Below are 14,397 nucleotides of genomic sequence, written 5' to 3'. Positions count from 1 at the left end.
TTTTGGTCATTGGGAAGTCGATACGGTACTTTCTAGCCGAGGTCAGTCACGAGCATGTTTGGTCACTTTTGTAGAACGTAAAACCCGGCTTCTATGGGCTATCAAAGCCCCTAATCGCACCGCCAAGACCTTAAATGATACCTTTGGAAAGTTTATGGGGACCTTCGGTTCCCAAGTGAAATCTATAACTGTTGATCATGGTAAGGAGTTTGCCGATTATCGATCCATAGAACAAGACTATCAGATTAAAGTTTATTTTTGTCACCCGTATTCTCCATGGGAACGGGGATCCAATGAATATTTCAATCGACGGTTACGTTGGTTTTTCCCGAAAAAGACTAACTTTGACCAGATAACGACTGATGAAATCCTGGCAGCACTTGAGCTTATTAATCAACGACCATTAAAAATCCATCATCAACAGACTGCCATTGAAAGTTTCCGGGCTTGTTCGGATTAAACTTGTAATTTGCCGAATAAAAAAATGGAAGCCCAGTTCATCTGCGTATTTAATTAAATAGAACACTTTTGATTCATTTCAAAGCGACCATGGTGACTAGGCGCTAATTCACAACTAAGGAAGACCTATGCAAACACAGTTATTGCACCACCCAACCGACGAACAACTCGACCAACTGATGGCCATCTGGTTAGACGGCAACCTGAACGCTCACCCGTTCATTAAAGCCGATTACTGGCGTAAGCAAGCGCCGGCGGTCCGCCAAGCTTTGCCGCAGGCTCAACTGATCATTGCGACAACGGCCGAAAAAATTATTGGCTTTATTGGTTTACAGGGCCACTACGTCGCGGGCATCTTCGTACAAACGGATGCGCAGCAACGGGGCGTCGGCACCGCCCTACTGAGTGCTGCCAAGGAGCTGACCCATAAGCTTCAACTATCGGTATACGTCGCCAACCGTCCCGCGGTGGCCTTTTATCATCACAGCGGCTTTCACGTTCACGAACAATCCGTTGATAAAGCGACGCACCAACCAGAATACACGATGCGCTGGCACCGTTAATAACCCCTAGTACGTCAAGGACTCCAAGTAAACAGAGTTCTTGACGTACTTTTACTTTTAAGGTGACGACACTAAAACACTAAAGCCTGCACCGAACCTGGTTACCCGCGCTAACGTAAACAAGGTGCCCCCACTTTCGCTAGTCAGCGACGCTCACACGTTAAAATTGAATTGATATATTTTTAGAATATCAATAATTACGTATAAATATTGACAAGGGTATATTAACGGTGTTTAATTGATACTGAAAGCGGTTTATATACCGCTTTAGTTTGGTTAAAGGAAGTGTCAACTTGAATATCGAACTTTTTATTGCCCGGCGAAAAGCTTTAGGTCTTTCCCAAAAAGCCTTAGCTGAGGGCATCTGTACCCAAGCCACCCTTAGTAAGTTTGAAAATAACGGTAAGGCACCCGCGATTCGTATCGTAGCGCAACTTTGCCAACGACTTAACTTACAACTAGAAGACGTTTTTCCAACGGAACGCGTAGCCGACGCCGCCGTTTTGAAGGTGCTTGAAAAAATCGAATTTGATTTAATTACTAGTGAATATCACGACGCCGAAACGTTATTAGCTAAAATCGCCGACGAACCCCGTCACGACCGGGAAACCAAGTTACAATATTGTTATTTAAAGGGTTACGTAGCGGCTTTAAACCACCACCCCATTAGTGACGTCCTGTTTAATTTTGATCAAATCATTACCGACTTAGACGAATCCCACACCACGATTTACACCCAATTAGCCTACTGTGGGACCGGGATCGCGTACCAGTTTAATAGCGACCCTAACAAGGCCCAGTACTACTTTGAAAAGGTTCGCCACGCCCTACCAAGTCTCCCGTTGGAAACAACGGCCAGTGTGTGGCGGGTGATCAACTTGGCCTATTACACGGGCAACTTTTACGCTAGCATCGATCAACCCACTCAAAGCCTCAAATTATTGGATTACGGGATCAACATCTGCTCACGGTTCCACGTCACCTACTACGCCGCGTGGATCAAATTTTTACAAGCACAGTTGATCGACGCTCCCGATAAGATTCAAGAGTATCTCAACGACGCGACCGCCTTTGCGCGAATTAATAATAATAAGCAATTGCTTAAGAAAATTTCAAGTTATTCAAGTTCACTTTAAAATCCCGACAAATTAATTGCATTTAGTAAGTCAATCACCTAAACTGCAAGTATCAAGAGACGAGGTTTGAACAATTAAGGAGGTTCTGTCCATGTTATTAGCAGGTCTTTTAGTCGCAGCCGGCTTAGCAGCTATTGCTGGCGCGGCAGCCAGCAGTCACGTTCCCGCTGCCCAACCAGTCAGAATCAAACATGATCAGCGCAATCCACAGAACCGGCGCTAAGCTGATCAATGTGGTTTGAGGAATAAAATATAACGTCAAACGAAAAATCGCTTAGCAAATCTATTTCAGATTTACTAAGCGATTTTAATTTATCCTTCATTTGGGTAACGCCGCACAAAACCTGCCATGGTCAACGTAAACATGACCAAACCAAGCAACTGTACCCAAACCCAACGCCGTTCGTTAGTTTGTGGCAATTGCCGTGCAGGTTGTGCATGGTTAGTGCCGGCTGGAGCAAGTGGTTGAACCACTGCTGACCCTGGCACGACAACTTGGTCCGGTTTCGTTGGCGTCGTTGGCGTCGTTGGCGTTTCCGGCTCCAAAGTATCCGTAAACGCCAACTTTACTGAATACTCATTAGTTGCAGTGATGGTCACCGTTTGTGGTAACGTATCCAATTGATAACCTACTGGTGCCACTGTTTCTTGAACAGTGTACATGCCTAATGCCAGGCCAGTAGCCGTTGCACGGCCATCCTGACCAGTAATCAAGGTTCGTACAATTTCACCATTAACATTCATCACAGTGAAGGTCGCACCCGCTAATGGCATTTTCGTTTCCGCAGCGATCTTTACGATTGTCAGCGTTCCGGTCACCGGCACAACTGGTTGCGGTACATCCGCAAACGTTAACATTGCGTGGTAGTTGTTACCAGTATTAAGGCTAACTTGTTGCACCGTTGTGTCCAACAAGTACCCCGCTGGCGCTGCCGTTTCTTGAACGGTGTAATTACCCTGAGCTAAGCCGGTTGCGGTGCCCCGACCATTCTGATCAGTTACCAGTGTCCTCACAACGTTGCCATTAACATCCTTTACTGTGAAAGTTGCACCCGCCAAAGCTTGTTGCGTGGATGCATCGTTTTTTACGATGGTTAACGTTCCAGTTTGATACGTGTTAGTCAAGGTAACCGTTTCGTTGGACGTCGTTTGGTGACTAACGTAACCTGAAATCGCCGTTTCTTGCACAGTGTAAACATACGCTGTCCCGTTAACGTCGGTAGTATCAAGGTCACTAAACGTACCAGTATAGCCATTCACACTTGTTAACGTCATCGTTTGGTACGTTTGACCATCCCGCAACAACGTAACCCGTACGTTAGGGGTTGTTTCACTATTAGGAACATTCCGCCAGACTTTAACCACCTTAACCGCCGTTTTGGCAATCTTCATATCCGTAACGTGATAAGTAATTAAGCTACTGGTAGCTCTTCCCGCGGAAACTAAAATTTCATGGGTTAATGAATCTAATTGGTATCCGGTTGGTGCACTAGTTTCACGTAATAAATAAGTTCCCGCCGAAAGGTTCTCAGCATAGATTCGACCATCTTCATCAGTCATTAAACCAAAGCGCAATACCGTTCCATTCTCGTCTAATAACTCATACGTTGCCCCACTAACGGGCTGATCAGTATCATCCGTTTTAATAATCAGCAGATTATACGGCTGATCATCATAGGTCCCTTTAATCCCAAATCCACTACTATTATTTGATTGTTGGTTTTCAGGAACTACGGGATCCGTACCACCCGTAGAACCAGAACCCGATCCCGGATTACCCGATCCATCATCTGGATTAGTCCCACTAGTCGGCGTATAAGTAACATCCGCGTTATTAGTGTATAAATGACCCTTTTCCAAACTAACCGAATAGAACATATTAATTGCCGTTGTTACATGATCTAAGTTAACACTCAACTGATTTCCCTTAACAGTAACCTGAACAACCGGCGAAACTACTCCATCAGCATAAGTAAATTTATTTGTCTCAAAAGCATAGGTACCTAACGTAGCGGCTTTACTAAAAGCTCCGTTAATGTAACTTCCCGTTTCAAGTGTAATCTCACTATCATGGCTTTGATATAAACCAAGTTGATCAGTAATGGTTACATTTTTCCAGTCCTCACTGCCAAGATTGGCAACAACTTGCCAATACATTCTAGATGGAATTCCATCGGTATCTAGACTAGCATCATCTTTCCAACCAACTTTATTGATTTTAGCATCATTGTTTCCCGATATATTTTGCGTTCCGTTAACGTAAATATCAAAGGTACCGCCCTGAGCGTCGTATGCATGGTCAGTGAAATAATCACCGAAAGTCATCGTCCCCGTGGTTGCACCGTTACTAAGACTTAAAGTAACAACGGTTTCACCGTCTTTATTAACCGTCGTTGAGCCGCCCGTTGCCAAAACATTACTTGGCAGCGTTAGAGTAGCCGTATCACCAGATTTAATCCGAGTATCAGCGGGGACGGACCACTTATAAGATGCCAGATAAGTAGAGTAAACACTTAAAACATCACTAGCCTTGTAGTGAGTTGCTTTATCCACACTTGTAATTGTCGCATCATCGGCATCAATTCCCTTAACGGCAATTTCAGCCTTTGCAGCTAAGGTTGCAAATTCTGCCCGACTCATTCGAAACAAACTAGCCTGCGTATTAATGCTTGTTTTGGGATTAGAACCACTTGTCGATCCCTTCTGACTGGTCGTCACACCACTATACATGGTCGTCGACTTTTGCTTATTAGCATCGGTCGCACTCTGCGACTTAGCCGTCATACTAATCTGATGACTAGACTGACTCGAACTAGACGAACGGTCACTAACTTGAGCCGCAGATTCCGTCGTATCGGAACTGGCTGAAATAGTGGCTGTGGCCTTAGTAGGTGCCGTACTATTACTCTGACTAGCCGCAGAAGTACTTGAAGTAGACGAACTACTGGAACTACTAGTTCCGGTTGAACTACTACCCGAATTATTCTTTAAAAAAACTTGTTTAGCCGGCGCTGACGAACTCCCACTATCAACCGTAATGTCCGCATCCGTTTGCGCCGTTTCAGACTTTGCCGCTTGGGCGTGGGCCACGTTGGTTGCCATAATCGTAAGTAAAGTTGCCGTACCAGCTAACCACGTTTTCAAAGCCTTTAATTTCATTGTTTTTCACCCCCTCCAATAAAATTAGTAATCGGTTGAAGCCTCAACTAATTACCCGCCTTAATTATAAGCTACATTATTGAACATAAACAACATATCTAATAAATAAAAATTAATAATACGATAAAATTGCAAATCACTTACTTTTACCAACGTTTCTAATGATTTGACTTGCAACCGTTATCGCATTTACAATGACCAGACGCTTCCCATTTAGCACAGAAAGGACTTAATCCATGGCACCTAAATTAATTTTAATCAATGGCCAGTTAATACTCGGTTTAATCACGGCCATCGGGGGTGCCCTTATCACGGCCAAGGTTGATGCTTCCGACCTCTACCCCGTACTACGCTGCTATTTGATCATCATGTTGCTTTTAGGAATTGCCCTGGATATTTTTGGTCGTCACGTTTTAATTACCTCCAAACACGACCACCGGGACTTGAAATAACGGGAAGCACGGGTAAACTGAGCTAATTGCTGCACTGTATATAATTAATATTTATATCAAATTAACAAACTAGTTGTTAATTTGGGATTTTTAGTGCTTTTATCTATTTTAGTATTATAATTATTTATGTTGAGATTAAGTGACCAAGCATTAAAAGCGAATCATCTCCCAACAGTTTTTGTCGTATTTAGCAAATTAGCACAACCCCTTAACTAATAATCATTACTTATGACCATCTTGTTAAACTTTAGTGGTTTGGATATTTTTAAATAAGCACCCACGAGTCATCATTCGTTCAATTTATAGTTTAAAGGGGTTAACTTTAAAATGAGTCTGGCGGGTCTGATTCAGTCACAAGCCCGTGTCTTAGCGGATTTTTCCGCAAATTAGACCACCGTCTCGCTTATCGACTGATATATGACACCACCTTAATTGATAATTTATTTTTATATTCAAAATTGGGGTTTGTTATCCATAAACATAAACACTTTAATTTATGAATTCGCACTATAATATCATTTTATCGTTTGACCCCTTTAACTTTGATAAGCACTGCAACGTGGGGCTCTAATTTTAAGTTGTAACTTTCAGTTTTAACGCACTAATCGTCGTGGTTCGTTGAATAATAATCCAACACCACCTCAACTAATAAATTGAAATTATCGCAAATTTGAGCAAACCCGGCTAAATCAGTACCTATACCAATCGTAAATTCGGGCATTATTAATAATCATTATAGTTGCAGGCCCTCAACTATTATCCGTTGACAGCACCCTGTCCGAACGACTATGATTATCGGTACCACTTTCGGACCGTTAATCTATGGTATGATTAACTTGTCATGTGATAACTACGTTTACTAATTATCATCGGGATTGAGCCTAATTACCTGCGACTATTAATCGCTAGAACAACATTAATAATTTTTATGGAGGCTACATTTTCATGAATATTAAGGATTTGTACTATTTTCAACGCCTAATTAGTACACAAAGCTATACCCAAACGGCGGCCGATTTTCATGTAAGTCAGCCGACCATTTCTCAAGCAATCAAACGGCTTGAACGTCACTTCCAAACGACCCTCTTTTTCCGCCAAGCTAAAACGAAGGCCCTGGTTTTGACACCCAGTGGTCAGCAACTTCTACTGGCCGCCAATGACATTATCGCTAACTGGCAACACGTTAACGAATCCATCAGTCACTTACGTCAACACACGTTACGACTGGGTATCGAACCTTCCGTCAGTGAACACTACTTACCAGCCCTAACGAAGCCCATTTTGGAACAAGACTTACTTAACAGCGTCCACACCGTTGAAATGGGTGCTAACCAGTTGGTCAAACAAGTTCTCGGGGGCCAGCTGGACCTAGCAATCAGTGGCAACTTAGATCAGACGTTAGACGAACGACTCGCGGTAACCCCGTTACGGCCGTTCAAGTTCAAGATTTTAGCCAGTCCGCAACACCCGCTCGCTAAAATGGAACACCCAACGTTTGAGGAGGCACTTAAATCACCCTTCGTCATTTTAAACGCCACCTACTTAAACAAACTCGTTTTTCACCAATTAGCAGAACAACTCTCAATCAAACCCCAAGTACTCTTCGAATCCGATAGCAGTACGTTAGTCAGTGGCTTAGTCCGTGAAGACTTGGCCCTCGGGTTTGTTTCGGACATTACCGCGCCGGCTGAAGACGACTTGATTGAAATCCCAATCGAAGACGTTCAAGTTCCAAGCGTACACATTAACTTGATTCGGCGGGCTCACCAGTTTCCCATCGGTTTATTCAAACAAGTCATGGACATTATTGAAAAGACCTTTGAAGCCGACGAAGCCGTTCAACAACAAAAATAAACTAAAATGGACGTTCAAAATTGTGGTAAACACAATCCTGAACGTCCATTTTAGTTTTTAATACAGGTAAACCTTAGCTTCATAAGCCCGCAATGTGTCACCATGGTCATCATCATAGTTACTGATCAATAGTGGCGTCCCCTTAGGCAGCTGTTCAAAGTGGCGCGTTTGCGTCGCGGCCGTAAAGTTGCAAATCACTAACAACGTCTGATTATCCGTGTAGCGGGTGTACGCGTAGACGGCGGGATCATCCGCTAGTAAAAGCCGGTATTTCCCCGTCGTCATAACGGGCAACCGGTGGCGGAGCGCTATCAACCGTTTATAAAAGCTAAAAGTTGAATTGGGCGTGGTCTGGCTCGCCTGCGCGTTAATTCGTTCGTAGTTCGGGTTGACGGGTAACCACGGCTTACCCGTTGAAAAGCCGGCGTGCAAATCGCCAGTCCACTGCATCGGGGTCCGCGCGTTATCCCGGGAAGTGTGCGCCAAATACCGGAGCATCGTTTCCTTCGAAACGGCCCCCTCCTCATCCACAAAGTGGTGGTACGCGTTTACCGATTCCAAATCTTGGTAATGACTCAACTGCGTAAAGTGCGCGTTCGTCATCCCCAGTTCCTCACCCTGATACACGTACGGCGTGCCTTGCAAAAAGTGCAGCAGGGTCGCTAACATTTTTGCTGAACGTTGACGGTACGCCGGACGTTCATCACCGAACCGCGAAACGATGCGGGGTTGATCATGGTTATTCCAGTACAAGCTGTTCCAGGCCGTCCCGTGTAACCCCGTCTGCCACTTGGTCAAGCACCGTTTAAGGTCCACTAGCTTAACGGGTTGGTCGTTCCACTTACCCAGTCTAGGATCCGCATTACCGTCGAGGTCCATGTGTTCAAATTCAAAGATCATGTTTAGTTCATGGCGCTGCCGACCGGCAAACTGTTGGGCGTCAGCGACGCTAGCTCCCGGCGTTTCGCCGACCGTAATGAGGTCGTGGCCCGCAAAGACCTGGTCGTGCATTTCTTGTAAAAATTCGTTTAAGCGGGGCCCGTTGGCAATGATGGGCCCAATGTCAGCGTATGGTTCCCCCGCGTTGGGCTGACCGTCCGCAAAACTCGTTGGTTTGGAGATCAGATTGATTACGTCTAACCGGAAACCGTCCACGCCCTTTTTGACCCAGAAGTTCATCATGTCATAAACGGCCCGCCGTAACTTGGGGTTCTCCCAATTCAGGTCCGGTTGTTCCACGGCAAACGAATGCAGGTAATACTGTTGACGACTATCAACGTACTCCCAAACCGAACCGCCAAAAAAACCGCCCCAGTTATTCGGTGCGTGCCCGTCGACCGGATCACGCCAAATATAGTAGTCCGCGTACGGGTTGTCGCGGCTCTTAGCACTCTCCTTGAACCACTCGTTTTGATTGGAAGAATGGTTAACCACGATGTCCATCATAATCTTTAGCCCCTTCGCGTGGGCGGTGGCCAGTAATTTATCAAAGTCGGTCATCGTTCCAAATTCCGGGTTGATAGCGTAGTAATCACTAATATCGTAACCGTTATCCACCCCGGGCGATTGGTAAACGGGATTCAACCAGATCACGTCCGCACCGAGCCGTTTAATATAATCTAACCGTCGCGTTACGCCCGGTAGATCGCCGATACCGTCACCATTTGAATCTTGAAACGACCGCGGGTATACCTGGTAAACCACCGCGGATTGCCACCATGGATTTGTCATTTAAATCACTCCTCAACTAATTAATTTGCTGTTATTCGCCAGCACTCATTAAGCGCTTACACTCACGCTCATTTTATCATTTTAGCGGTACCTTGCGTAGCCGTGATCGTCCGTCAAACGCACTTAGTTTGCTAAGTTAATCATTGAACATTACTAGTGCTTGCGCTCACCTGCCTTATTTTTGTTAAGTCCCCGACAACGCTAATTTCTGACTGTAGACTTAGTCATTATTTTGGAGTGTTAGTTGACGTTTCAAACTAGGCGTGCTATCATCACACATATTCAAATAATGAACGATAATCCTACTCCCAAGTAGCGGATTAGCTGTGCGTCAGGAAGTCGGTGGTTGCTGCGAACCGATCAGGTTAATTACGATGAAATACGGTAGGTGAGGTCCGGGTGCGCCCGGCGGATAATAACTAGACCCGTTAACTGCTAGTGAGTGGAGTCCTATTAGGAACTCAAGCTGGGTGGTACCACGGTCTAATCAATCGTCCCTGTTGCAAATATTGCAACGGGGACGATTTTTTATTCAAAAAAAGGAGTGAATTTAGATGGAAAATTCAAAAAAGTGGCGACCGGTGCACCTACCGGAAGCGTTAATCGTTTTACTAGTTATGTTGACAATCATGGGACTAGGGGTCATTAAGTTTGGTCTCTCACCCCAAACACCCGTAATCCTCGTGATTGCACTCGTAATTCTTTGGGCTCGGGTCCGCGGGGCCCACTGGGACGACATCCACGGTGGCATCATTGACGGCATCAAAACCGGGATCATTCCAATTTTTATTTTTCTACTAATCGGTTCCCTTATTAGCGTTTGGATCGCAGCGGGGATCATCCCGTCGATGATGGTATTCGGTTTTCATTTGATTTCCGCGCAGTGGTTCGTTCCCTCAGTCTTTCTCGTCTGTGCCATTATTGGAACGTCCATTGGGAGTGCCTTTACCATCATCTCCACCATTGGGATCGCCCTATTCGGGATTGGTACGACCATGGGCATCAACCCGGCGCTGATTGCTGGAGCCATCATTTCCGGGGCCATTTTTGGGGATAAGACCTCCCCGTTATCCGACTCCACCAACTTGGCTTCGGCCATTGCCGAAAGTGACCTGTTCGACCACATCCGCAATTTAATGTGGTCCACGATTCCAGCCTTTATCGTTTCACTGGTTCTGTACACCATTTTGGGTAACGGTGCCGCAACGGCTAACCACTTAGGAAAAATTCAAACGACGTTAACCGTTTTAAATCAAAACTTTACCATCAGCTGGTGGGCCGCCCTCCCACTAGCCCTAATGTTGGCGGGGGCCGTGCTTAAAATCCCGGCCATCCCGACCCTTTTGATGAATATTGGGTTGGCCATCGTGATGATTTTTATCGAACAGCCCCACATCCCCTTAACCAAGCTTGCCAGCATGATTGAATCCGGCTTCGTGTCCAAAACGGGCAACGCCAGCGTAGATGCGCTGCTCTCCCGTGGGGGCATCAGCGCCATGATGGGGACCGTTTCCTTGATTCTGCTGACCCTTTCACTCGGGGGCCTGTTAATGAAGTTTAACCTGATTCAAACGGCCATGGTACCACTAGCTAAACGCCTTAAGGGAACCGGCGCAACCGTCACGGCGGCGATTCTCGCCGGAATCGGCGTAAACATTTTTGTTGGTGAACAGTACCTCTCCGTCATCCTACCCGGTAAAGCGTTTAAAACTACTTTTAACCAGCGCGGCCTCGCCAACCTGGCCCTAAGCCGAGTCCTCGAAGACGGCGGGACCGTCATCAACTACTTGATTCCGTGGGGCGTCGCTGGAGCCTTCGCTGCCAACACGCTGGGCGTTTCCACGTTAGCTTACTTACCATTTTGCTTCTTCAGCCTGCTTTCCCCACTGTTCTCGATTATTAGTGGTTTTACTGGGTGGGGGCTTAAGCGCCAGGCCAAACCGGCACAAACTGGCAACTAAAAACACCTCTTTTATTATTGACCAAACACAAACCAGAAAGTAATGGTGCCCACTTGTGATTTTGGCCGGTGCCCCGCTACAATTAGTCAAAAGCATGCTTTTGTCAAGGAGGGGATTTAAGATGCTTGCATATGGTTATCGTAAATTTGGGGGACCCGCCGTTTTTGAAAAAATGACACAACCGGTGCTTGAACCAACTGGTAATCAAATTATTATTGAAACCCTCGCCGTTAACTTAAACGACGAGGATCGCAGCGAACGTTTAGGCGCTAAGGCCGGTTTGGACTTACCCGTCATCCCGGGACACGACGTCGTTGGTAAAATTCTCAAAGTGGGCCCGGCCGTAACCGGCTTTAAAGTAGGCACCATCGTAGCGGCCCATACTCAACACACTTACGCCGAACAAGTTAGTTTAGATAGCGACCTAGCCGTCACGGTTCCCGCGGACTTAACACCGACGCAGGCGGCTAGTCTGATTACTCCGGGAATCATTGCTTACAAGACCGTTCGTTACTTTGCGGACGTCCAAAAGGACCAAACCGTCATTGTTAAGGGGGCTGGCAGTACCGTTGGCATGTTGACGATTCAACTGGCCCAACGTTTAGGCGCTCAGGTGATTGCCATTGCCAACTCGCGCTTTACCGATAAATTAACGGCACTGGGCGTTGAGCAGATCGTGGCCTACGACCGTCAAAACCCAGTTCACGTTTTAGCGGACCGGGGGGACGTCATTATTAACGTGACCAGTGACGGCGTGGGTGGCAAGGACGACCTGGCCATGGCTAAGTTTGACGCAACGATTGCTTCGTTTGCACCGAGCTTGCCCGCAACTAGCAAATCCATTCGGTTCCGGTCGATTCACCCAACGAACGTTATTTCAGACCAGGCGACCCTGCAAATGTTGTTTAAATTATTACGAACCGGCCAGTTAACGGTCGACATCGCTCAACAACTACCGTTCACACTCGACGGCTTTATTCAGGGTCACACGTTGCTCGACGCACCGCACAACGGCCAATTGGTAGTTGCTAAGTAACTTAATCTAAATAAAATCAGCTTCCGCGGTCTTTCACCTTGGAAGCTGATTTTTTCATGGTTATTAAAAATTAGCAGTTGCCACGCCCGCCGAAGTAACCGGTTTAGTCAGCGCAATCACGTGGTCGCCATGCTGTACGGCTTTGACGTCGATCCGGTCAACACTGGCATAGGTTGCCGTATTGGTCACAACGACCATGACCGTGGGGTCGTATCCCGCCGCCCTAATTGCTGCCACGTCAAATTGGCCTAGTGGTTGACCAGCCGTTACGTGTTGGCCCTGTTTGACCTGACTTTCAAAGTGGTCACCATCCAGCTTTACCGTATCAATACCTAAGTGGATCAAAATCTCCGCACCGTCGTCAGCTAATAGGCCGTACGCGTGTTTTGTCGGGTAAGCTACGGTTATCGTGCCGGCAACCGGTGCATAAACGGTATCATCACTTGGCACGATTGCGGCGCCCTTCCCCATCATTTCACTGGCAAAGACCTGATCGTTCACGGTCTTTAGACTGACAACGTCCCCACTAACTGGTGCCATTACTGTCCCGTCCGCAACGGTGTTTTCACCGGCGAGTGTTTCCTTTAATTCTTCATCTTGTGGCGTTTTAGCCATGACCCGTTTACCATAAATCAACGTCCCGACGAACGCCACGACAATACTTAAAGCAAGCGCTAAGAAAAATTGTAAGTAGTATTTAACGGGCAGTGAAATAAAACCAATCAAACCGGCCGCGCCGAGTGCCGTTGAGCGAATGCCAAATAACCCAACGAAGAAACAACCTACGGCACTACCAATCATTCCGATAAAAAACGGGAACCGTTTCTTTAAGTTAACCCCGAAAATGGCGGGTTCGGTAATTCCAAGGAGGGCGGAAACCCCGGCGGAAGAAGCTAACCCCTTTTCCTTTTGATTACGTGATAGGAAGAAGATGGCTAAGCAAGCCGCCCCCTGCGCCGCGTTAGCCATTGAAGCAATCGGGAAGAAGAAATCCCCACCGGTTTTGGCCACGTCGGCGAGCAGTTGCGTTTCGATGGCCGGAAAGCTTTGGTGCAATCCGGTAATCACAATTGGTGAATAAACTAGTCCAAAGAGCGTGGAACCAATGAATCCCGAACGGTCGTACAGGAAGACGATTCCGTCCGTTAAGCCGTTCCCCACAACGCGGAGGACCGGGCCGACAAACGCAAAGGTGATGAACGCCACAAAGATGATACTGATCATGGGCGTAAAAATAAAGTCCAAGGTTGCCGGCATCTTTTTATGCAACCAACTTTCAACCTTAGCTAAAATAAACGCAACGGCTAAAACGGGCAACACTTGGCCCTGATAACCCGCCTGGGCAATGTGCCAACCAAAGACGTTCCAGTAGGTCATCGTTCCGTCTGCCAGCGCGGCAGAAACGTTGTAACCGTTCACTAACGCCGGCATGACCATGATCATCCCCATCGTCGCACCCAGGTACGCGTTCCCGCCAAACCGCCGGGTCGCGGAGAACCCTAACAGAATTGGTAAAAAGGCAAACGGCGCCGATGCGAACGTGTTGATCATTTCAGCGATCCCCTTGATACCGGGATACATCACGACCAGTGACTGGGAACCAAACAGGCCCTTTGACGTTAAAACGTTATTTAACGCCATTAACAGGCCGCCGGCAACCAGCGCGGGAATCAACGGGACAAAAATATCGGATAAAACTTTAACCAGTGCCATTAGCGGGTTCGTTTTTTTACCGTCCGCCGCCACGGCCTTTAAATCGTCAGGCGTTACTTCCTTTAGCCCCGTCATACTAATTAAGTGGGCGTAAACCTTATCTACGTCACCAGGGCCAATAATAATTTGAAACTGTCCGTTGACCCGAAAGGTACCCTTAACAGCCGGGTTATTGTCCAGCGCGCGTTGATCAATTTTAGCTTCATCCTTTACCACAAGACGCAACCGGGTCGCACAGTGGGCCGCGGCAACGATGTTGTCGTTTCCCACCTGTGCGAGGATGTCCTGCGCCGCTTGTTTATGATCCATGGTAATTCCTCCAACGTTCATTTT

At 46.7% G+C, this 14,397-nt stretch carries 11 protein-coding genes; 8 read left to right on the top strand and 3 right to left on the bottom strand.

Features of this window, described 5'->3' with window-relative positions; all coding sequences use genetic code 11:
* The 4 genes from D1831_RS08995 to D1831_RS14840 form a co-directional block, all read left to right on the top strand.
* Positions 1-460, top strand: a 460-nt coding sequence (locus D1831_RS08995; protein ID WP_125072605.1) for an IS30 family transposase, incomplete at its 5' end; no start/stop codon positions are given.
* 127 nt (positions 461-587) lie between these two features.
* On the top strand, positions 588-1,022 hold the full coding sequence (locus tag D1831_RS08990; RefSeq protein WP_125072604.1) for a GNAT family N-acetyltransferase: 435 nt from the start codon (positions 588-590) through the stop codon (positions 1,020-1,022).
* A 293-nt stretch (positions 1,023-1,315) separates the two neighbouring features.
* On the top strand, positions 1,316-2,158 hold the full coding sequence (locus D1831_RS08985) for a helix-turn-helix domain-containing protein (protein ID WP_125072603.1): 843 nt from the start codon (positions 1,316-1,318) through the stop codon (positions 2,156-2,158).
* Positions 2,159-2,249: 91 nt separating this feature from the next.
* On the top strand, positions 2,250-2,381 hold the full coding sequence (locus tag D1831_RS14840) for a hypothetical protein (RefSeq protein WP_263853682.1): 132 nt from the start codon (positions 2,250-2,252) through the stop codon (positions 2,379-2,381).
* An 89-nt stretch (positions 2,382-2,470) separates the two neighbouring features.
* On the opposite strand, the gene D1831_RS08980 is transcribed toward D1831_RS14840, so the two are convergent.
* Complete coding sequence (locus D1831_RS08980; protein WP_125072602.1) at positions 2,471-5,317, bottom strand: SpaA isopeptide-forming pilin-related protein; 2,847 nt, start codon at positions 5,315-5,317, stop codon at positions 2,471-2,473.
* 236 nt (positions 5,318-5,553) lie between these two features.
* Between D1831_RS08980 and D1831_RS08975 the strand changes: the two genes are divergently transcribed.
* Positions 5,554-5,769, top strand: a complete 216-nt coding sequence (locus tag D1831_RS08975) for a hypothetical protein (protein WP_125072601.1) — start codon at positions 5,554-5,556, stop codon at positions 5,767-5,769.
* Between the two features lie 945 nt (positions 5,770-6,714).
* Positions 6,715-7,623, top strand: a complete 909-nt coding sequence (locus D1831_RS08970; RefSeq protein ID WP_125072600.1) for a LysR family transcriptional regulator — start codon at positions 6,715-6,717, stop codon at positions 7,621-7,623.
* Between the two features lie 57 nt (positions 7,624-7,680).
* On the opposite strand, the gene D1831_RS08965 is transcribed toward D1831_RS08970, so the two are convergent.
* On the bottom strand, positions 7,681-9,354 hold the full coding sequence (locus tag D1831_RS08965) for a glycoside hydrolase family 13 protein (RefSeq protein WP_125072599.1): 1,674 nt from the start codon (positions 9,352-9,354) through the stop codon (positions 7,681-7,683).
* Between the two features lie 554 nt (positions 9,355-9,908).
* Here D1831_RS08965 and nhaC point away from each other — a divergent pair.
* Positions 9,909-11,315 carry a Na+/H+ antiporter NhaC gene (gene nhaC / locus D1831_RS08960; RefSeq protein ID WP_125072598.1) on the top strand — a complete coding sequence of 469 codons (1,407 nt, stop codon included), beginning with the start codon at positions 9,909-9,911 and terminating at the stop codon, positions 11,313-11,315.
* A 121-nt stretch (positions 11,316-11,436) separates the two neighbouring features.
* Positions 11,437-12,351, top strand: coding sequence for an NADP-dependent oxidoreductase (locus D1831_RS08955; RefSeq protein ID WP_125072597.1), 915 nt, complete (start codon positions 11,437-11,439; stop codon positions 12,349-12,351).
* A 63-nt stretch (positions 12,352-12,414) separates the two neighbouring features.
* Here the strand turns inward: D1831_RS08955 and D1831_RS08950 are convergent, their stop codons facing one another.
* The gene (locus D1831_RS08950) at positions 12,415-14,373 is read right to left on the bottom strand and encodes a sucrose-specific PTS transporter subunit IIBC (RefSeq protein ID WP_125072596.1); all 1,959 of its coding nucleotides are present in this window, start codon (positions 14,371-14,373) and stop codon (positions 12,415-12,417) included.
* Positions 14,374-14,397: the final 24 nt, after the last annotated feature.

This window comes from Lactiplantibacillus garii, assembly GCF_003885105.1.
In the GTDB taxonomy this organism is placed as follows: Bacteria; Bacillota; Bacilli; order Lactobacillales; family Lactobacillaceae; genus Lactiplantibacillus; species Lactiplantibacillus garii.
This window is presented reverse-complemented; position numbering and strand designations above follow the sequence as displayed.

Excerpts from the sequence above, each read along its gene's own strand:
- D1831_RS08980 (WP_125072602.1), bottom strand. The coding sequence starts at position 5,317 with ATGAAATTAAAGGCTTTGAAAACGTGGTTAGCTGGTACGGCAACTTTA.
- D1831_RS14840 (WP_263853682.1), top strand. The coding sequence starts at position 2,250 with ATGTTATTAGCAGGTCTTTTAGTCGCAGCCGGCTTAGCAGCTATTGCT.
- D1831_RS08955 (WP_125072597.1), top strand. The coding sequence starts at position 11,437 with ATGCTTGCATATGGTTATCGTAAATTTGGGGGACCCGCCGTTTTTGAA.
- D1831_RS08975 (WP_125072601.1), top strand. The coding sequence starts at position 5,554 with ATGGCACCTAAATTAATTTTAATCAATGGCCAGTTAATACTCGGTTTA.
- D1831_RS08965 (WP_125072599.1), bottom strand. The coding sequence starts at position 9,354 with ATGACAAATCCATGGTGGCAATCCGCGGTGGTTTACCAGGTATACCCG.
- D1831_RS08970 (WP_125072600.1), top strand. The coding sequence starts at position 6,715 with ATGAATATTAAGGATTTGTACTATTTTCAACGCCTAATTAGTACACAA.
- D1831_RS08950 (WP_125072596.1), bottom strand. The coding sequence starts at position 14,373 with ATGGATCATAAACAAGCGGCGCAGGACATCCTCGCACAGGTGGGAAAC.
- D1831_RS08990 (WP_125072604.1), top strand. The coding sequence starts at position 588 with ATGCAAACACAGTTATTGCACCACCCAACCGACGAACAACTCGACCAA.
- nhaC (WP_125072598.1), top strand. The coding sequence starts at position 9,909 with ATGGAAAATTCAAAAAAGTGGCGACCGGTGCACCTACCGGAAGCGTTA.